Source organism: Agrobacterium tumefaciens, from assembly GCF_005221325.1.
In the GTDB taxonomy this organism is placed as follows: Bacteria; Pseudomonadota; Alphaproteobacteria; order Rhizobiales; family Rhizobiaceae; genus Agrobacterium.
Window position 1 is genome coordinate 344,715 of the sequence record NZ_CP039888.1, and the last position, 19,936, is coordinate 364,650.

At 59.9% G+C, this 19,936-nt stretch carries 18 protein-coding genes; 13 read left to right on the plus strand and 5 right to left on the minus strand.

Going from position 1 to position 19,936, the window contains the following annotated elements:
• Nucleotides 1–7 precede the first annotated feature (7 nt).
• The 7 genes from CFBP5499_RS01890 to CFBP5499_RS01920 all read left to right on the plus strand — a co-directional run bounded on the left by CFBP5499_RS01890 (nucleotide 8) and on the right by CFBP5499_RS01920 (nucleotide 5,742).
• Nucleotides 8–427 carry a hypothetical protein gene (locus CFBP5499_RS01890; RefSeq protein ID WP_080826082.1) on the plus strand — a complete coding sequence of 140 codons (420 nt, stop codon included), beginning with the start codon at nucleotides 8–10 and terminating at the stop codon, nucleotides 425–427.
• 113 nt (nucleotides 428–540) lie between these two features.
• On the plus strand, nucleotides 541–1,098 hold the full coding sequence (locus CFBP5499_RS01895) for a rod-binding protein (protein WP_175416580.1): 558 nt from the start codon (nucleotides 541–543) through the stop codon (nucleotides 1,096–1,098).
• A gap of 29 nt (nucleotides 1,099–1,127) precedes the next feature.
• Nucleotides 1,128–1,496 carry a hypothetical protein gene (locus tag CFBP5499_RS01900; protein WP_080826077.1) on the plus strand — a complete coding sequence of 123 codons (369 nt, stop codon included), beginning with the start codon at nucleotides 1,128–1,130 and terminating at the stop codon, nucleotides 1,494–1,496.
• A complete protein-coding gene (locus tag CFBP5499_RS01905; RefSeq protein WP_080826074.1) occupies nucleotides 1,496–2,029 on the plus strand; it encodes a flagellar basal body-associated FliL family protein in 534 nt (177 codons plus the stop codon). Before CFBP5499_RS01900 ends, CFBP5499_RS01905 begins: the two co-directional genes overlap by 1 nt.
• A 183-nt stretch (nucleotides 2,030–2,212) precedes the next feature.
• Nucleotides 2,213–2,887, plus strand: a complete 675-nt coding sequence (locus CFBP5499_RS01910; protein WP_080827468.1) for a WecB/TagA/CpsF family glycosyltransferase — start codon at nucleotides 2,213–2,215, stop codon at nucleotides 2,885–2,887.
• A gap of 114 nt (nucleotides 2,888–3,001) precedes the next feature.
• A complete protein-coding gene (locus CFBP5499_RS01915; protein ID WP_080826072.1) occupies nucleotides 3,002–4,765 on the plus strand; it encodes a GumC family protein in 1,764 nt (587 codons plus the stop codon).
• Nucleotides 4,766–4,842: 77 nt separating this feature from the next.
• The gene (locus tag CFBP5499_RS01920; RefSeq protein WP_080826069.1) at nucleotides 4,843–5,742 is read left to right on the plus strand and encodes a bifunctional methylenetetrahydrofolate dehydrogenase/methenyltetrahydrofolate cyclohydrolase; all 900 of its coding nucleotides are present in this window, start codon (nucleotides 4,843–4,845) and stop codon (nucleotides 5,740–5,742) included.
• Between the two features lie 19 nt (nucleotides 5,743–5,761).
• Here the strand turns inward: CFBP5499_RS01920 and CFBP5499_RS01925 are convergent, their stop codons facing one another.
• Nucleotides 5,762–6,787, minus strand: coding sequence for a LacI family DNA-binding transcriptional regulator (locus CFBP5499_RS01925; protein ID WP_080827467.1), 1,026 nt, complete (start codon nucleotides 6,785–6,787; stop codon nucleotides 5,762–5,764).
• Nucleotides 6,788–7,063: 276 nt separating this feature from the next.
• Here CFBP5499_RS01925 and CFBP5499_RS01930 point away from each other — a divergent pair, with 276 nt between their 5' ends.
• From CFBP5499_RS01930 to CFBP5499_RS01955, 6 genes are all read left to right on the plus strand, one after another.
• Nucleotides 7,064–8,425 (plus strand): ABC transporter substrate-binding protein, encoded by a 1,362-nt coding sequence (locus tag CFBP5499_RS01930; protein WP_080826067.1) that lies wholly within the window; start codon nucleotides 7,064–7,066, stop codon nucleotides 8,423–8,425.
• A 107-nt stretch (nucleotides 8,426–8,532) separates the two neighbouring features.
• Nucleotides 8,533–9,546 (plus strand): carbohydrate ABC transporter permease, encoded by a 1,014-nt coding sequence (locus CFBP5499_RS01935; protein ID WP_175416581.1) that lies wholly within the window; start codon nucleotides 8,533–8,535, stop codon nucleotides 9,544–9,546.
• A gap of 1 nt (nucleotide 9,547) precedes the next feature.
• Nucleotides 9,548–10,708: a carbohydrate ABC transporter permease gene (locus CFBP5499_RS01940; RefSeq protein WP_080826064.1), complete on the plus strand. Its 1,161-nt coding sequence runs from the start codon at nucleotides 9,548–9,550 to the stop codon at nucleotides 10,706–10,708.
• 37 nt (nucleotides 10,709–10,745) lie between these two features.
• A complete protein-coding gene (locus CFBP5499_RS01945) occupies nucleotides 10,746–12,401 on the plus strand; it encodes an alpha-glucosidase family protein (RefSeq protein ID WP_080827465.1) in 1,656 nt (551 codons plus the stop codon).
• A gap of 20 nt (nucleotides 12,402–12,421) precedes the next feature.
• Nucleotides 12,422–13,510, plus strand: coding sequence for an ABC transporter ATP-binding protein (locus CFBP5499_RS01950; protein ID WP_080826062.1), 1,089 nt, complete (start codon nucleotides 12,422–12,424; stop codon nucleotides 13,508–13,510).
• 240 nt (nucleotides 13,511–13,750) lie between these two features.
• Nucleotides 13,751–14,107 (plus strand): hypothetical protein, encoded by a 357-nt coding sequence (locus CFBP5499_RS01955; protein ID WP_173986541.1) that lies wholly within the window; start codon nucleotides 13,751–13,753, stop codon nucleotides 14,105–14,107.
• Nucleotides 14,108–14,127: 20 nt separating this feature from the next.
• Here CFBP5499_RS01955 and CFBP5499_RS01960 read toward each other — a convergent pair whose 3' ends face one another.
• The 4 genes from CFBP5499_RS01960 to zwf form a co-directional block, all read right to left on the minus strand.
• Nucleotides 14,128–15,492 carry a metallophosphoesterase gene (locus CFBP5499_RS01960; RefSeq protein ID WP_080826057.1) on the minus strand — a complete coding sequence of 455 codons (1,365 nt, stop codon included), beginning with the start codon at nucleotides 15,490–15,492 and terminating at the stop codon, nucleotides 14,128–14,130.
• 217 nt (nucleotides 15,493–15,709) lie between these two features.
• Nucleotides 15,710–17,530, minus strand: a complete 1,821-nt coding sequence (gene edd, locus CFBP5499_RS01965) for a phosphogluconate dehydratase (RefSeq protein ID WP_080826054.1) — start codon at nucleotides 17,528–17,530, stop codon at nucleotides 15,710–15,712.
• Nucleotides 17,531–17,651: 121 nt separating this feature from the next.
• A complete protein-coding gene (gene pgl / locus CFBP5499_RS01970; protein ID WP_080826052.1) occupies nucleotides 17,652–18,350 on the minus strand; it encodes a 6-phosphogluconolactonase in 699 nt (232 codons plus the stop codon).
• Nucleotides 18,351–18,360: 10 nt separating this feature from the next.
• Nucleotides 18,361–19,836, minus strand: coding sequence for a glucose-6-phosphate dehydrogenase (gene zwf / locus CFBP5499_RS01975; RefSeq protein ID WP_080826050.1), 1,476 nt, complete (start codon nucleotides 19,834–19,836; stop codon nucleotides 18,361–18,363).
• Nucleotides 19,837–19,936 lie beyond the last annotated feature (100 nt).

Sequence of the window (19,936 nt, forward strand, 5' to 3'; positions counted from 1 at the left end):
AAACGCCATGGCTTCGGACAAGCGCTCGGAAAAGCTCAAACGTCTGGTAACGGTCCAGCGGCACATGGAAAAAATGGCCGAGGTGGAGCTGGCCGATACCACCCGCGTGCGCAGCGAAGTGGCGCAATCCATGGAGAGCACGTTTGAGGCCATGAGTTCCATGGACCCGGTGCACCAGACATTCTCAAAACACTATTCCGACCGCTACGGCCGCCTGGTCGTTCAGGACCGCCAGCTCGAAGGCGTTCAGCAATTTCAGGAAAACAAGGTCCTGAAGGAAAAGACCAAGGCCGACAGGCTGGAGGACAGGATGCATATTGCCCGCGATCTCGAGGATCGCGAGGCGGATGATAATGCAATCTATGATTTGTTAGAAATTACGAATGTTTCCCAGACACCAGCCTCCAGCAAGGTTGGCGATCCATAGTCTATCCCGTTGTTGCATCGCGGGCGTTTTGAAGGCGTCTTCTGCGATGTTTCTTGATTGAGTGAACGCGTCGGCTTTCCTCCGGCACGTTCGTCAGCTCGGGAGTTCGGGACGTGGCGATATCGGTTATAAGCGATCTGGTGATGGATGTGGTTCGTGCGGCGGACCCTCAGGAAGTGCAGGTTGCCCAGGAAAAACTGAAGGCGAACAAGGCGGCTTTCGCCGCAACCAGTCTGGCCGATTCCGGCAAGGGCTTTGGTGCCGCCGTCGATATGCTTGACGGTGCTTCCTCCAAGGCCGGCCTTGGCGATACCAATATTCGTTCAGTGCGCACTCAAATCCCCGAAACATACCGCAAATATGAAGCCTCGGTTCTCCAGACCTTCGTTGCCAACATGCTGCCGAAAGACAGCGAGGAGGTTTATGGCAAGGGTAATGCCGGCGAAATCTGGAAGAGCATGATGGCGGAACAGTTTGCCGACACGATCTCCAGAAATGGCGGCGTCGGCATTGCGGAGCAGGCTTACAAGGATGCGCTGCGGAAGGCCGAAAGCAAAGGCATTACCGACGTATCGATGAATGACAAAGACCATAATGCTGCAATTCGGATGGTGGCGGAGTTCGAGCGGCAGGTCCTCGGCGTTTCCAATGATAAAACGGACGAGGCTTGAGAATGAAAAACCCTAACGAGGAGACAAGCATGGACCTTATGTCGAACGACCACCGTATCCAATCCGTTCTCGGCCGCCTTGAGATGATCATCGACAACGAGAACGACAATATCGGTAAGGACCCTCAGTTCGACTTCAAGGTCTCCAATGCCCATAAAAGCCGTTGCCTCTATGAGCTGACGATGCTGGTCCGCGATACACCGCACCAGGAAATCGCCGCCGGTTACATGGAGCAGGTGAAGGGCATCAAGTCCAAGCTCGCAACCAATGCCAGCCGCGTCGAGGCGCATCTGAATGCGGTTCGCGCTGTCGCGGATCTGCTGAAGACCGCCATCCAGGAAGCCGATACGGACGGCACCTATTCCCAGGAACAATTCCTTTACGGCGCAGCCTCCTGATGTTGAAGCTTCTTCTCACCGGCGTCTGGGTTTGCGCCGTCACGCTCGGCGCGGTGTATTTCTCCGTCCAGATGGCGACGGCGCCGGCGCCGGATGAGGCGGGGGCGAAAAAGGCCGACCTGCAACTGGTCAAGGGCGAAAGCATCACAATTCCCGTCATCAATGATGGTGGAGTGAACGGCTATTTCCTCAGCCGGATCTCGCTGCGTGTCGACAAGGCCAAGATGGCCAAGATCGAGCTGCCGGCAACCCAGCTGATGACCGATGAACTGTTCACGCTTCTGGCGGGTTCTTCGATGGTCAATATTGCCAATATCTCCACCTTCGATCCCGACGCCTTCAAGCAACGCATCCGCGAGGGGTTGAACAAGAGGCTCGACGACGAGGTGGTCGAGGACGTGCTGATCGAACAGCTCGATTACCTGTCGAAAGCCGACATCCGCGAGCAGAACGGCAATGGTACGCCCCGCTCGGTCAAGCTCGTCGAGGGCGAGAAGGCCGAAGTAGAAGCGGCCGCGGCACCCAGCCACTGACGGAGAGGGAGCTGCGGCGACACGGCGCCCTCTGGTTAATTATCTCTTGCTACCTCTGTGAGCATTCGAGAGATTGCTTTCAAGTTAAATTCAACCTGCACCTGTATAACAGACCCATGAACCACCGCCCCGCAGGCCATGCGCCGGGCCGGTGGCGATCGGTTTGGCATTTGGGGGTCGGCAATGAGTTTCGCGTCAGGTTTTGCGCGCCAGGGATTGCAACGGAATATCCACGGGCTGCGCGTCTGTGATCTCGACTGGAATGACGCGCTGGAGCTGGTCAGCGGCAAGGCTTCGGCCTGTGAAGGGCACACGATGCTGTCCTTCCTGACCATCGAGAAGGCAAAGCTGTCACTCAAGGATAAAGCCTACCGGCAAATTCTGGAAAGCTGCCTGCTTTTGCCGCAGGGCAAGGGCATGAAAGCCGCTGCGCGCGCGGAACATGGTGAGCCTCTGCCCGCCACCATCGATGGCGTTGCCTTCACCATGGCGCTTCTGACCTATATGGCGGTGCCGAAACGCATCGGCGTGGCGGGTGACGATGCGGCGCAGATCGGCGAAGTGCTTGCCCGGTTGCGCGCCCATGCGCCATGGCACGATTTCGTCATGCTGAACCGGGATGCCTCCGGCGTGAAGGTGGATGTTCTCCTGGCGGGAATGCTCAAGGAAAATCAGGAGACATGGCTGCACCGCACGGTCAGCCGTGAAGATGCGCGTGTTACCATCGCAGTCGGGCCCCTGTTCAAGGTCCTGTCGTCAGAAGTGGCCGGCATGCCGGATATTTTCCGCAAGCTGCATATGAGCTGGCTTTACAGCCTTTGCGCCGAGCCCTGGCACATCGCACTCGGCAAGAGCTGATATCATGCCGTGAAGCGGCGTGTTAACCATTTGTTTGCCACGATCCTTTAACCTCTCGTAAGGTTTTGACAGTCGCCCGTTACGGGCGGCACCGAGGGCGGCAGACGGCTTCAGATGGTTGATGACAATCCGGATATGATCGCGATCCGCCCCGAGGGGGATGATGTCTTTGCGCCCGTGTCGCAGTGGCGCAGGCATTGTCTGCGGCTGCTAACGGCAGGCTGCGTTGCTGCCGCCACGGTGGTGGGCGCTGCCATTTCGCTGCTGCTGATCGATTCCGGTTTTCGCGGTTATGTTTCGCAGGCCCGGATCGAGGTTATCCAGACCGCGTATGATGCCCCCGATGCGACCCGCTTTCTGGCAATGGCGCGGCGGACACTGCTTTCGCCCTCCGGGCTTGAGCGGGTAACCGCCGATCTGAAGCTGAAACCCGCCGATATGATCGGCGTTCGTAATCAGGGCGAGCTTGGCCTGCTTCTCGATCTTCTGACCGGCGCGCATGCGCGCGTGGTCTCCCCGCGTGAAGCGCTGAACGGCGCCGTGGGCGAAGCGATCCGGCTGGAACTGACCCCGGATGAAAATATGCTTGTTGTGACCGCCAAGGCGGCGACGCCTGACATGGCCATGCGGCTGACGGACTATCTTTCGATGCGCGTGATGGCGGATGGCAAAGCCGGCACGATGACACCAGCCATGCGCGAGATGGAAAGGGCACGAAAGAAGTTGGACGAGGCGGAAGCCGCTCTAAACGGTTTCCAGATGCGCCATGGCGATGCCGTGATGACCGAAGCGCAGCAGCTTGAACAGCAATTGCGTGACGTAAACGACAGTCTGGTGCGGACCACCCGGCAGCAGCAATCTCTCCAGGCCGATCTGGCATCGGCTTTGGCCCTGAAGCCGAATGATGTCTATTCCAAACCGCTCCCGACCGGCACGGCGTTTTCGGCGCTTGAGGATGTCAGGCAGAAACAGGCGAGTGCCAGCATGGCGCTTGCCGGTGTGTCTGTGGATTACGGTCCGAAACATCCGCGCCGCATCGCCGCCCAGAATGCCGTGGATGCTGCACAGGCGCTTGCCGCGCCCGCATTGCGCCAATTGCTCGACGGGCTGCGGGCGGATGAAAAGCGCATCAATCAGGAGATCGCCACCGCCACAGGTGAGCAGAAGACATATCTCGACCGTCTGAATATCCTCGGTGTCGCGCCCGGCGAATTCTCCAGATTGCAGGGTGAGCTGGAAACGGCGCGAAATACCTATCTGGAGGCAAGCGAACGCCGCGACCTGACCGCCTCGGCAACACCTGCCATCGAAACCCGTCTGGCGAAGAAGGCCGCACCGGGTGAATTGTCCCGGGACCTGACGCAGGCCGCCATGCTGGCGGGCGGCGGCGCGCTGATCGGTCTGCTGGGCAGCCTCTATCTCCTCAGCTATCGCCGCCATGACGAGGAAGAGGAGGCTGCTTCGACCGCCGAAACCGGCGAGGAACTGGCCCCCTTCGTCGCCGCGCCGCAATTTTCGGAATTCGAGCCGATCGAGCCGGCCGTATTCGACGACCTCCAGCCCGTTGCCGCGGAAACGACTGTCGAGGTGGAGGAAGACAGCTTTGCCGATTATTACGGCGAGGCCGCCAATGACGCCGACGATATGCCGCTGGACGAACGTGTGCGCCAGGTGCTGATGGGCAACCGAACCGTCAGAACGGCCGATCCCGCATCATCAGGGCTGCCGCCGCTTCTGGCCGAAGCGCTTGCCGGGGACTTCGACCATGCGCAGGCCGAAGCCGAGGAGCTGATGGAATTGCGACGGGAATTGGCGTTCCTGAGGGAGTGTCTTACCGATTACGCCGACCGCCGTGAAGCCTACCGCAAAACAGCCTGAAAACGCCGCATTTTAGCTTGCATTCCTGCGACGGGGGCACCATACGGAGCCTACGTAACCCAGCAGGAGCAGGACGCATGGCAGTTGTGATTGACGGGAAGGCGAAGGCGGCTTCGGTAACGGAGGCGGTCCGCAAATCGGCAGAAGCGCTGGAGGCGGAGAAGGGCGTGAAGCCCGGTCTCGCGGTTGTTATCGTCGGAAATGATCCGGCCAGCCACGCTTACGTGAACTCCAAGAGCAAGATGGCGAAGCAATGCGGTTTCAACTCCATCCAGCACACGCTGCCGGAAGAAACGACTCAACGTGAACTCCTGAAGCTGGTCGGCGAACTGAACGCCGATGCGTCCATCCACGGCATTCTGGTGCAGCTGCCCCTGCCGAAACATTTCAATTCGGATGAGATCATCCAGTCGATCCTGCCCGAGAAGGATGTCGACGGCTTGAGCGTCTTGAATGCCGGCAAGCTCGCGACCGGCGATCTCGCTACCGGCCTCATTTCCTGCACACCAGCCGGCGCCATGCTGCTCGTGCGCGGCATTCACGGCGACGACCTTTCCGGCCTCAACGCCGTTGTCATCGGCCGCTCCAACCTGTTCGGCAAGCCCATGGGCCAGCTTCTGCTGAATGCCAACGCCACGGTGACCATGGCGCATTCGCGCACCAAAGACCTCGCCGCCGTCTGCAAGACGGCCGATATTCTCGTGGCTGCGGTCGGTCGCGCGGTGATGGTGAAGGGCGACTGGGTGAAATCAGGCGCAACCGTCATCGATGTCGGCATCAACCGCATTCCTGCGCCGGAAAAGGGCGAAGGCAAATCGAAACTGGTCGGCGATGTCGCCTTTGACGAAGCAAGCGCCGTTGCCGCCGCCATCACACCGGTTCCAGGTGGCGTAGGTCCGATGACGATCGCCATGCTTATGGCCAATACCGTCATTGCGGCCCATCGCGCAGTCGGCAAGACAGCGCCGAAATTCTGAGTGAATTGAGACCGGCCGGCTACGCTTTCGGAGCCGGCCCCGTCGAAGCCCGCACTACGAGTTCCGCTTTCCAGAGTTCCTGATGCGGTTCCGTCTGGTTGAGCTTGATCCGGTTGATCAGGCGCTGACCCACGCGCATCCCGGCTGCCCTTAGCGACGAGCGTGTGGTGGTTAGCGGCACCGAAAAATTATCGGGCTTCAAAAGCGGCAGCACGTCGTCATGGGCGATCAGCGAAATATCCCTGCCGGGCTTTAATCCCCGCTGGTTGAGCGAACGGATTGCCCCGAGCGCGAGCGCGGTACTGGCGCAGAGAATGGCGGTCGGCTTTTCCGGTTGTGACAGCAGCGCCTCCATGCCGAGATAACCTTCCTCATCCGTCATGCTGCTGTGCCGTTTATTGGCTGGGTGCAGGGAGAGCCCATTGGCCGCCAGCGCCTTTTCCACCCCGAGACAGCGCCGGTAGGTGAAATCGTACCCTTCCGGGCCATTCAGCAGTCCGATGCGCGTATGACCCAGCTGCAGGAGAAGCTGGGTCGCATCGCGGAAGGCGCCTTCATTGTCCACGTCGAGATAGGGATAATTTTCCTCCACGCCGACGGAACGGCCATGCACGAGGAAGGGCAGGGAGAGCGATTGCATCATGGCAATGCGTGGGTCGTTATTTTTCATGTAGGCGAGATAGATGCCGTCGACGCTGCCGCTCGCCGCCAGCCCCCGAAGCGCGTCACGCTCATTTTCCGGTTCGGTCGGCATGATGACGAGATGAAAGCTGCTGCGCGAGGCTTCCTCACCCAGCCCGCTCAGGAATTCGCCGAAATGCACGTCGGAGCGATGGTGTTCACCAATCGGCATGACAAGACCGATGGAACCAACCTTGCCGGTTGCCAGCCGTTGCGCCGCTGCATTCGGGCGATAACCGGTCTTTTCGACCGCCTCCATGACACGGCGGCGGGTTTCCGCGCTGACCTCGGGATATCCGTTGAGCGCCCGACTGATGGTCGTCTGCGAAATCCCAAGCAGTTGCGACAACTGTTTCAGGTTCATCTCTGTCATTTCCTCCATGCGCGCCAAAGGAAAAGGCCAAAAGCCGCTCCTCACATTCCCAAAGCGCTTTAGATTTTTACCAGCCTCCGGCGCTTTTCTCAATCGAAAACGATAGCCGCCTTTCTAAATAAATATGATTATTCGCAAGGCACATCAGCCTTTCCGCCGAAACAGCCTCTTGACTCCATCTCAATGACAATGAGATGAATAGGTAGCCAAAGCGCTTTGATTGGAAGAGGACGCTTTGAGGCTCTTATGTGATGGGAGGTAAATCACATGCGGAAGACTCTTTTGGCGACGGCGGCTTCGATGTTGCTGCTGTCGGGTGCGGCCTTTGCCGCCGACCTGAAATTCGCGCCCGGTGGGGACGCCAAGTTCAACTGGAAAAGCTACGAGGACTTCAAGGCAGCTCATGCCGACCTGAAGGGACAGACGCTGACGATTTTCGGACCCTGGCGCGGTGAGGACGAAGCACTGTTTCAGTCGGTGCTTGCCTATTTCGCCGATGCGACCGGCGTGACCGTCCGTTATTCTTCATCGGAAAATTACGAGCAGCAGATCGTCATCGACACGCAGGCGGGTTCGCCGCCCAATATCGCCATCCTGCCGCAGCCCGGCCTTCTCACCGATCTCGCCGCCAAGGGCTTCCTTGTGCCGCTCGGCGATGACACTGCCAAATGGGTCGAGGAAAATTATGGCGCGGGCAAATCCTGGGTCGATCTCGGCAGCTACAAGGGCAAGGACGGCAACAAGGCCTATTTTGCATTCCCATTCAAGGCCGACGTGAAGTCGCTCGTCTGGTACGTGCCTGAGAATTTCGAAGAAGCGGGCTACAAGGTCCCCGAGACCATGGAAGACCTGTTCAAGCTGACCGACCAGATCGTTGCCGATGGCGGCACGCCGTGGTGCATCGGCCTGGGCTCCGGCGGCGCGACCGGCTGGCCGGCAACCGACTGGGTGGAAGACCTGATGCTGCGCACGCAGCCGCTCGACGTCTACCAGAAGTGGACGACCAACGAAGTCAAGTTCACCGATCCGGCCGTGGTTGCGGCGATCAACGAGTTCGGCAAATTCGCCAAGAACGAGAAATATGTCAGCGGCGGCGTTGCAGCCGTGGCCTCCACCGACTTCCGCGACAGCCCGAAGGGCCTCTTCGACATTCCGCCGAAATGCTACCTGCACCATCAGGCGTCCTTCATTCCTTCCTTCTTCCCAGAGGGCACCAAGGTCGGCACGGACGCGGATTTCTTCTACATGCCTACTTACGCATCCAAGCCTGAACTCGGCAAGCCGGTTCTCGGTGCCGGCACGCTCGTCACGGTCACCAAGGAAGCGCCTGCCGCCAAGGCTTTCGTCGAATTCCTGCAGACCCCGATCGCTCACGAAGTGTGGATGGCGCAGTCCAGCTTCCTGACGCCCTATAAGGGTGTGAATGTCGACACCTATGCCAACGAGCAGATGAAGCGTCAGGGTGAAATCCTGACGACGGCGACGACCTTCGGCTTCGACGGTTCCGACCTGATGCCCGGCAAGATCGGCGCCGGCGCATTCTGGACCGGCATGATCGATTTTGTCGGCGGCAAATCCGCCGATCAGGTCGCGACCGATATCCAGAAGGCCTGGGACGGCCTGAAGTAACACCGGTTGAGACGAGGCCCGGCGGTTTGTTGCCGGGCCTCTTCCGCAAGAACGACCCGATGACCGCATCACTCAGCGCGGCGCGGAGAGGATCAAGGGAGGGGACCATGGCTCAACAACTCGTTTCTGCCATCGGCGTCATGGTAGCCGGCGTTTTCGCCTGCGCTGCCTATTACTGGCTGTCCGACAAACTGTTGCAGGTAATCTTTCCCGTCCGCTCGGGAGACGTATTGCAGGCATCGCGCAATCTCAACCGCCGCGCGGCGGTTCGACCATGGCTGTTCGTCGGCCCCGCTTTGATCCTTCTGCTCGTCTATCTGGTCTATCCCGTCATCGCGACGCTGATCCTGTCGTTTTACGACCGGACCGGCAGCGAATTCGTCGGCCTTGCCAATTATCGCTGGGCGTTCTTCGATGCCGGGTTCCGGCAGTCGATCTTGAATAATATCCTCTGGCTCGCCGTCGTGCCGGCCGCCTGCACCTTCTTCGGCCTGGTCATCGCAGTCATGACCGACCGCATCTGGTGGGGCAACATCGCCAAATCCATCGTCTTCATGCCGATGGCGATCTCCTTTGTCGGTGCCTCCGTCATTTGGAAGTTCATCTATGAATATCGCGCTGAAGGTCAGGTGCAGATCGGTCTTCTCAACGCCGTCGTCGAGTTTTTTGGCGGCAGCCCGGAGGTGTGGATTTCCATGCCCTTCTGGAACAACTTCTTCCTGATGGTCATCCTCATATGGATCCAGACCGGTTTCGCCATGGTCATCCTGTCGGCGGCGTTGCGCGGTATTCCTGAAGAAACCATCGAGGCGGCGGTCATCGACGGTGCCAATGGCTGGCAGATTTTCTGGAAGATCATGGTTCCACAAATCTGGGGCACCATTGCCGTCGTCTGGACGACCATCACCATTCTCGTGCTCAAAGTCTTCGACATCGTGCTGACCATGACCAACGGGCAATGGAACACGATGGTTCTCGCGAACCTGATGTTCGACTGGATGTTCCGCGGCGGCGGCGATAGCGGCCGAAGTGCGGTCATCGCGCTGATCATCATGGCGGCCGTCACCCCGATCATGGTCTGGAATATCCGCCAAGCCAACCGCGAGATGGAGGGTCGCTGAGATGGATATCGTCAAACGTCTGCGCCGCGTCGGCCTGCCGCGCCTCATCGTCCATGCCAGCGTTCTGGTCGTCGTGCTTCTCTGGCTGTTGCCCACGCTCGGCATTCTCGTCAGCTCGCTGCGCGACAAGGACCAGATCACGGTGTCGGGCTGGTGGACGGCCTTCTCCAGTTCCGAACAGACGGCGGCGGTTCGCCTTGCCGATGCTGCCGTGCAGAAACAGGACGGCAGCCGCTACGTCATAGCAGGCAACGTTTTTGAAAACGGGCAGGGTGGCAAGGTAGCCGCCTTCGGCGTCCGCGTGCAGGAGCCGACGGCCTTCAAAGCCGGGGAGGCTGCCGATATCGGTGATGGCGAGACACTTCTCGTCAATACGGATGGCACCTACGAATATAGCAAGGCCTCCAGCTTCGAGGGCGCGCGCGGCAAACGTGTCTACATCTCCGTTGCGACGCCGCCCGTCTTCACGCTCGATAATTATCGCACGGTCCTGACCTCGGAAGGCATCGGCCAGTCTTTCGTCAACTCGCTGACCGTGGCGGTTCCGGCAACCGTCATCCCGATCCTCATCGCCGCCTTCGCCGCCTATGCCCTGTCATGGATGAACTTTTCCGGCCGCAATCTGCTGATTGCCATGGTGGTGGGCCTGATCGTCGTGCCGTTGCAGATGTCGCTCATCCCGCTTCTGAGACTGTACAATGAAATCGGCACTATCTTCGGCGTGCCGTCCAAGACCTATGCCGGCATCTGGCTGGCGCATACCGCCTTTGGCCTGCCGCTCGCCATCTATCTGCTGCGCAACTATATTTCCGGCCTGCCGAAAGAGATCATCGAAAGTGCCCGTGTCGATGGCGCGAGTGATTTCGAAATCTTCGTCAAGATCATCCTGCCGCTGTCTTTCCCGGCGCTCGCCTCCTTCGCCATCTTCCAGTTCCTGTGGACCTGGAACGACCTGCTTGTCGCCATGGTCTTCCTCGGCACGCAGAAGGACGAGCTGGTGCTGACGGGTGCCTTGAACGCGCTGCTCGGTTCGCGCGGCGGCAATTGGGAAATCCTCACCGCCTCGGCCTTCGTCACCATCATCGTGCCGCTTGGCGTCTTCTTCGCTCTTCAACGTTACCTCGTGCGTGGCCTGCTCGCGGGCTCCGTCAAGGGAGGCTGATCATTCCATGAACGCCCATACCACACAGGACACTTCCATGACCGCTCCGGTGACTTCCGCTTTGACGCCCAACAAGGACTGGTGGCGTGGTGCGGTGATCTATCAGATCTACCCGCGCTCCTATCAGGACTCCAATGGCGACGGCATCGGCGATCTCAAGGGCATCACCGACCGGCTGGCGCATATTGCCGGTCTCGGTGCCGACGCCATCTGGATTTCGCCCTTCTTCACCTCGCCGATGAAGGATTTCGGTTACGACGTCTCGAACTATGTCGATGTCGATCCGATGTTCGGTACGCTTGCCGATTTCGACGGGCTGATTGCCGAAGCCCACCGGCTTGGCATCCGCGTCATGATCGACCTCGTCCTGTCGCACACGTCTGACCAGCATCCGTGGTTCGTGGAAAGCCGCGCCAGCCGCAACAATCCGAAATCGGACTGGTATGTCTGGTCAGAAGCGAAGCCCGATGGCACGCCGCCCAACAACTGGCTGTCGATCTTCGGCGGCTCGGGCTGGCAGTGGGACCCGACCCGCATGCAATATTACATGCACAACTTCCTGACCTCGCAACCGGACCTTAACCTGCATAACCCTGAAGTGCAGGAGCAATTGCTCAATATCACCCGCTTCTGGCTGAAGCGCGGCGTCGATGGTTTCCGCCTCGACACTATCAATTTCTATTTCCACGACCTTGAGCTGCGCGACAACCCGGCGCTGGCGCCGGAGCGCCGCAATGCCTCGACCGCACCTGCGGTCAATCCCTACAATTTCCAGGAACATCTCTACGACAAGAACCGCCCGGAAAACATCGCCTTCCTGAAGCGCTTCCGCGCGGTGCTGGACGAATTCCCCGATATCGCCGCCGTCGGCGAAGTGGGCGACAGCCAGCGCGGTCTCGAAATCGTCGGCGAATATACCTCCGGCGACGACAAGATGCAGATGTGCTATGCCTTCGAATTTCTGGCACCTGATGCGCTCACCCCGCAGCGCGTCGCTGATGTTCAGGCGGATTTTGCGAAAGCAGCACCGGAAGGCTGGGCCTGCTGGGCCTTCTCCAACCACGATGTCGTGCGCCATGTCAGCCGCTGGGGCGAACATGTCGAGGATAAGGATGCCTTCGCCAAGGTGCTCTCGGCACTGCTGATGACGCAGCGCGGCTCCGTCTGCATCTATGAGGGCGAGGAGTTGGGTCTCACCGAAGCTGAGATCGCGTTTGAAGATTTGCAGGACCCATACGGCATCCAGTTCTGGCCGGAATTCAAGGGCCGCGATGGTTGCCGCACGCCGATGGTGTGGGATGCGGGCCATGCACAGGCCGGCTTCTCGACGTCGGACAAGACCTGGCTGCCGATTCCAGCCGAACACAGGCAGCGCGCCGTCAGCGCCCAGCAGGGCAATGAAGCTTCGGTGCTGGAACATTACCGCCGCTTCCTCACCTTCCGCAAAAAACATCCGGCTTTCGCCAAGGGCGGCATCGAATTCCAGCCAGTGGAGGGCGATGTGCTGAGCTACACCCGCACGGTCGGTAACGAAACCGTTCTTTGCCTTTTCAATCTGTCCGCGACGGCTGCAAAGGCGACGCTGCCGGAAGGGAACTGGGAGGTTCTCGAAGGCCATGGCTTTGCAAGCAGCCTTGAGGGCAGAAGCGTAGAACTTCCGGCATGGGGCGCTTTCTTCGCCCGTTACGCCTGACAGAACAGGGAGGAACACCCATGACAAGTCTCGTTCTCAAGGATATCCGCAAATCCTACGGACAGGTGAAGGTCCTGCACGGCATCAATCTTCAGATCGAACAGGGCGAATTCATCGTTTTCGTCGGTCCCTCGGGCTGCGGAAAATCGACGCTGCTGCGCATGATCGCCGGTCTGGAGGAAATCACCGGCGGCGAGATGTATATTGACGGCCAGCTGGTCAATGAAATCCCGCCCTCGCGGCGGGGTATTGCCATGGTGTTCCAGTCCTATGCGCTTTATCCGCATATGACCGTCTATGACAACATGGCCTTCGGCATGAAGATCGCCAAGGAAAACAAGCAGGAGATCGACCGCCGCGTTCGCGCCGCGGCCGAAATTCTGCAGCTGGCACAATATCTGGAGCGCCTGCCCAAAGCGCTTTCCGGCGGTCAGCGTCAGCGCGTCGCCATCGGCCGCGCCATCTGCCGCAATCCCAAGGTCTTCCTGTTCGATGAGCCACTGTCGAACCTCGACGCGGCGCTGCGCGTCGCCACCCGCATCGAGATCGCCAAGCTCAACGAGCAGATGGCCGATACGACGATGATCTACGTCACCCACGATCAGGTGGAGGCGATGACGCTGGCGGACCGCATCGTGGTTTTGAATGCCGGCCGTGTCGAACAGGTCGGCCCGCCGCTCGAACTTTACGAAAGGCCGGCAAACCTTTTCGTGGCGCGTTTCATCGGCTCGCCCGCCATGAACATCATCGCCGCGAAGATCGCCGGAACCGGCGAACGTACGTCGATCGAACTGGCTGGTGGCAAGACGCTCGCCGTCAGCGTTCCGACCCCTGCCACCGAGCAAAGTAAGGCTGCGAGCTTCGGGGTTCGGCCCGAAGATCTCAGCATCGTCACCGGCGATGATTACCTTTTCGAAGGCAAGGTCGCGATTGTCGAGGCTCTGGGTGAAGTGACACTGCTTTATCTCGATGCCCCGAAGGGTCAGGAGCCGATCATCGTCAAGGTGCCGGGCATTGTTTCCGTCAGCAAGGGCGAAACACTGCGGTTTGCCGCGCCCCAGGAAAAGCTCCACCTCTTTGATGCCGCGGGCAAGACCTACCGCCCCTAAGGGACCGCGATCTGGAAAGTTTACCCCGGAACACCCCCGTTCCGGGGTTTTTCATGGCTTTTTTGCCCTTGTGGAAAAACACCGGAAATGTCCCGCTTCCGGCCTCTTTAAGAGAGGTCTGATATGAATTGTTAAAGACTATGGCCTAGTCTCGACCCATCGAATGAGCATGGGAGTCTGGGCGTGCAGAGCGGTGCGGGTGTCATCAGGAACCATTACCTGAGCAAGGAAGAATCCTTCATGTACGACCGTGAAAACCGGTTTCGCATGGAAGATACCATGAATGCGGCACGCATCGAATATACCGAAAAGGCCGTGATGCACATGGCGGCGCGCCGCTGTGATGTCATCCGCATTTCCCAGACCGAAGCGGTGCTGGCGCTGCTGACGAAATATAACCTGCCCAACCAGTTCTATCTCGATATTCCCGATGCCCGCATCAGCAAGATCGGCTGCGTGATGTTGCGCGTCAACGCCAACAACACCATCCACGTCCGCTTCCTGCGCATGCTGACGCAGAAAGAGCTGGACCGTATCTTCGTGTTCAGCACGCATCCGGCGCACAGGGACCGGAAGCTTGATATCAGGTCGTTCTGAGACTCTGATAGTCTGCGGCCTTAAGAAAGCCCGCCCAGAGCCGTCTGTTTCAGTTTTACATCTGGCACCTCGGTGAAGGTCAGGTCACCGCGGCCGAAATAGGACTTCTGGTTGGTGGCCGACCAGTCGTTGCAGACGAGCTTGTAGCGCCCTTTCTGTTCCGGTTTCTCCGGCATGGCATAGAGATAGTCGCCGGTGCGTGCAGTGAGCGGAATGTCGCCATCCTGGTTGCAGCGTTTGAGGATTTCGGCAAGCGCCTCGCCATCCACTTCCGTCACCATCAGCTTGCCGTCGAAACGCAGCGAGGCGTTGAAGTCGTAGCGGCGAATGTCGCCCTCTGGCAGGCCTGCGCCGAAGGATGTGTGGCCAACGAAACCGACATCCGCGCCGGTCTTTGCCGCGATGAGTTGCGCCACATGGCGGCCGGCCTCGTCGACAGTCATCGCCTTGGCGGACTTACCGACGACTTCCCGTTCTTCCGCGGTCAGGTGCTTTTCAAGCGTTTGCTCGATCAGGGTCTTGAGGGCAGGGGAGGCGGGAGCGTCACGATCGATGGCGATCGCCTCGATAGTCGCGGCCTTGCCGGCCGCCGAAATGGTCGCCACCGTCATGGAAGTGCACCATGAGCCGGTATGGACATAACGCGTAGCGCCCTGTTCGTGCACGAAGTTCAGGTGATCATGGCCGCCGACAAGCAAGGTGCCATCCGGCAGCAGCGGCAGTATATCGCGGTCGGCGACGACGCCGGCGTGGCTGAGAACGATGTTGATCGCATCCCGTTTGACGATACGAGGAAGATTGGCCTTGGCCCACTCGATAGGCTGCGGAATGTCGAGCATTTCGCGCGTGGCCTTCGGGTAGGTGTTGATCGCATTGGTGGCGAGGCCCGCCACGATGATCTGCCGCCCGCCGATGCTCACCTCGGCACTATCAGGCGCATAGGGCTTTCCGTCGCGCTTATCGATGATGTTGGACAGCACGGTGATACCGAGTGCCTGGGCACGGGTAACAAAATTGGCGAGGTCATTATCGATATCAGGCTCATGATTGCCGATATTGACGACGGTGGGAGCGAGCTTGGCGAGTGCTGCAAGGAACGTCCATTCGATTTCGCCAGCCGAACGTGTGGCCACCGCGTTGCCGAGTTCGAAAAGGTCGCCATTCAGCAAGGTAATGTGCGGTGCCTTGTCGGCGGCGATGTGGGTTTCTATTGCTGCGAGAAGCTGGCCGATACGCTCATAGGCCGAATGCAGGTCGGAGATGACGATCGCACGCAGCGCCACGTCCTGCGCCATAACAGGCGTCGCCGTCACCAGCAGCGGCAGCATGGCGGTGCCTGCCATAAGCTTCAACACATCGCGGCGTTTGCTTGAGAAAATCGTCATGTCTTGCCCCATGGTCCGAAACTGCACCACCGCCCCCCGGCTGGCTGAGAAGGCCCTAACGGGCAATCATCACAGCCGCATGACAAGTTTGGCGTTTCAGACATGGGAAATAAAGCGGTTTCTGCACTGGATCGTCAGGCACGAAAAAGTGCAGCGGACTTTGCCGCAAAACAGAGTTGGAGGGCGAAAACCGCGTTCGGCCTTCGCCTTCCTGATATCAATGGAACAGAACGCTGGCGCCCTGATCGGCTGGGCCGGCATTGCGGCGGAAGGGGGCGAAAAGCTCGCGGCCCATGCCCCACTCATTGCCGGAAAGATCGGCACGCGCCGGTTCGCGTTTCGCGAGTTCGGCCGCGGAAACCAGCACCTCCAGTGTTCCGGAGATGGCGTCGAGACGAACGATGTCGCCATCGCGGATGAGCGAGATCGGGCCGCAATCGGAGGCTTCCGGCGTAACGTGGATGGCGGCGGGCACCTTGCCGGATGCGCCGGACATGCGCCCGTCCGTCACCAGAGCCACCTTGAAGCCGCGGTCCTGCAGCACGCCGAGCGGCGGCGTCAGGCGGTGCAGCTCGGGCATACCGTTTGCCTTCGGTCCCTGGAAGCGCACGACGGCGATGAAGTCGCGGTTGAGCTTGCCGTCCTTGAATGCGTCCTGAAGCTCCTGCTGGTCATGGAAAACGATCGCCGGTGCCTCGATGATGTGCCGTTCCGGCTTGACGGCGGAAATCTTGATGACGGATTTACCGAGATTGCCGGTCAGCATCTTCAGTCCGCCGGTCGACTGGAACGGCGTTTCGATGCTGGAAAGAACCTTCGGGTCGTGGCTCTGTTCGGGGGATGGCTGGCGGGTGACGGCGCCCTTCTCGTCAAGCATGGCATCCACGGTGTAGGCTGCGAGCCCCTGACCGAAGACGGTGCGCACATCATCATGCACGAAGCCCTGTTTCAGGAGCTGCTTGATGAGGAAGCCCATACCGCCGGCGGCATGGAAGTGGTTCACATCCGCAAGACCGTTGGGATAGACGCGGGCAAGCAGCGGCACGATGTCCGAAAGATCGGAAATATCCTGCCAGGTGAGGATGATGCCGGCGGCGCGCGCCATGGCGATCAGATGCATGGTGTGGTTGGTGGAGCCGCCTGTCGCATGCAGACCGACGACGCCGTTGACGACGGATCGTTCATCGACCATCTCGCCCGCCGGCGTGAATTCATTTCCCTGCGCGGTGATCGCCAGCGCGCGCTTGGCTGCTTCACGGGTGAGTGCGTCACGCAGCGGCGTGCCGGGATTGATGAAGGACGAACCGGGCATATGGAAACCCATGATCTCCATCAGCATCTGGTTTGAATTGGCGGTGCCGTAGAAGGTGCAGGTGCCGGGGCCGTGATAGGATTTGGATTCCGCTTCGAGCAGTTCGGCGCGACCGACCTTGCCTTCGGCATAAAGCTGGCGAATACGCGACTTCTCGTCATTCGGCAGGCCCGACGTCATCGGGCCGGCGGGAACGAAGACGGCGGGCAGGTGACCGAAGGCGAGGGCCGCGATCACGAGGCCGGGCACGATCTTGTCACAGACGCCGAGATAGACGGCGGCGTCGAACATGTTGTGCGAGAGGCCAATGCCGGCCGCCATGGCGATGGCATCGCGGGAGAACAGCGAGAGCTCCATGCCGGGTTGACCCTGGGTCACGCCGTCGCACATGGCGGGCACTGCGCCTGCCACCTGCGCTATGCCGCCCGCTTCCTTCGCCGCATCGCGGATGATCGCCGGGAAGGTCTCGTAAGGCTGGTGCGCCGAAAGCATGTCGTTATAGGCGGTGATGATGCCGAGATTGGGAACCCGGTCGCCGGCAAGGATGTCCTTGTCGGCGGGGGAACAGACGGCAAATCCATGCGCGAGATTGCCGCAGGAAAGCACGGAACGGTGAACGCCCTTTGAGACCTGCAGCCGCAGCCGCTCGAGATAGGTCTCGCGGTAGGGCTTGGAACGTTCGACGATGCGGGCGGTGATGGCCTGAATGCGGGAATCGGCGGACATGGGCGTTCATCCTGTTCGTTGGTCGGCAACCGGCGTTCCGGGAGGTGAGCGGCCGGTTGTCGTGTTTCACTCTTCATGTCGTTGGGCGTTTCGCGGGCCGCGGATACGGCGGCCGCGTGGTTTATGGCGCCCAGTATATATCCACGGGCGTTTCTGCCCGGTTCAGCACGGCACGGACAGGCATTTCGTCCTCATCCTCGCCCGATTGTGCTTTCTCCAGCGTCGCTTTCTTGGCCGCACCTTCGATATGCAGCACCAGAAAATCGGCGTCATGCAGGCTGGAGAAGTTGAACGTCAACCGCTCCTCTCCGGCATTCTCCGCCGCCATGGTCAAGACGCCACGCGGCTCATCGAGATCAAGCGCTTCATAGAGATTGTCGCCGCCCGGGAAGAACGATGCCGTGTGGCCATCCGTTCCCATGCCGAGAATGACGACGTCGAAAGGATTGCAGATCGCTTCGGTCTTGACGGTCGCAAGTGTGGCCGCATCCTCCGGCGAGGCCGCCGGCTGGAACAGCGGCACGAAATAAGCCGCCTTCGCCTTGTCCTGCAAAAGGTTCTCGGCAACGAGGCGATGGTTCGAACGGTCGCTTTCCGGCGGCACGAAACGCTCGTCCACCAGCGTCACGCTGATATTGGGCCAGTCGAGTTCGTGCCGGGATAGCGCCTGAAAGAACAGCTTCGGTGTCGAGCCGCCGGAGACCGCAATGCTTGCGGTCCCTCGTTCCTTGGTTGCCGCATCAAGGCGTTTGGCAACCTCCGCCGCCAAGGCGGTGGCCAGCGCGGCGGCGGTGTCGAAGACGTGGATCGTTTCGCTCATCGCCCGGCCCTCAGTCGGCATCGTGCCAGGTGCGGCCGTCGCGCTCGATCAGTGCGATCGAGCCGCTCGGACCCCAGGTGCCGGCCGTATAACCCTGCACGCCCTGGCCAAGCTCTTCCCAGCTCTTGAGGATCGGATCGACCCAGTCCCACGCGGCCTCGACCTCGTCGCGGCGCATGAACAATGTCTGATTGGAGCGGATGGTATCCATCAAAAGCCGCTCATAGGCATCGGGGCTGCGCACGTTGAAGGCTTCGGCAAAGCTCATGTCCAGCGAGACCTGACGAAGGCGCATGCCGCCCGGGCCGGGGTCCTTGATGAGGAGCGACTGCTTGACGCCTTCATCCGGCTGCAGGCGAATGACGAGCTTGTTGGCTTCGATCTTGCCGGCCGCATCGTCAAAGATCGAATGCGGAATCTGCTTGAAGGTGACGACGATTTCCGAAACGCGGGTCGCCAGACGCTTGCCTGTGCGAATGTAGAAGGGAACGCCGGCCCAGCGCCAGTTGGCGATTTCCGCCTTGATGGCGACGAAGGTTTCGGTGTTGGAAACGCCGCCTTCCAGCTCTTCCAGATAGCCCTTGACCGGACCACCGGCGGAAGCACCGGCGCGGTACTGGCCGCGAACGGTCAGCTTTTCAACATTGCTGGTATCGATCGGCTTCAGCGAACGCAGGACCTTCAGCTTTTCGTCGCGCACGGCTTCCGATTTCATCGAAGCGGGTGGCTCCATGGCCACGAGGCAAAGCAGCTGGAGGATATGGTTCTGCACCATGTCACGCAGCGCCCCGGCCTTGTCGTAATAACCGGCGCGGCCTTCAAGACCGACCGCTTCGGCAACTGTGATCTGTACGTGGTCGATATGGGCGGAATTCCACAGCGGCTCGTAAAGCGCATTGGCGAAACGCAGCGCCATCAGGTTCTGCACCGTCTCCTTGCCGAGATAGTGGTCGATGCGGAAGATCTGCTCTTCCTTGAAGACGTGGCCGATGGTGTCGTTGAGTTCCTGGGCGGAGGCCAAATCGCGGCCGATCGGCTTTTCAACGACGATACGGGTCGAGCGGGTGATGAGCTTGTGTTCGCGGATCTTGTCGGCGATATCGCCGAAAATGCCGGGCGCGACGGCCAGATAAAAGGCGCGCACGCGCTCCTTGCCCTCGTCGAGCAGCTTCTTCAGCACATCCCAGCCATTGGTGCCCTTGGCATCAACGGGCACATAAAAAAGCCTGTTCAGGAACACGGCAACCTGCGCGTCGTCATATTCGCCGGCCTTCAGGTGTTCCTTCAGGGCGTCCTGCGCGAATTTGCGATATTCCTCATGGGTCATGACCGAACGCGACGCGCCGATGATGCGGGTCGGTTCCGTGAACTGGCCTTCAACCTGCCGGTGATAAAGGGCCGGCAGAAGCTTGCGCTCGGCAAGATCGCCCGTGCCGCCGAAAACGACACAATCAAAAGGTTCAACAGGAATGATCTGACTGCTCATATCGATTCTCTCGATCTTTAAAGGTTGGGGGCATCAATAATCTAATCGATTTAAAAATGCCAGACTCAGTTGGGTGAAATTATGAATTTTGGTTTTGCCG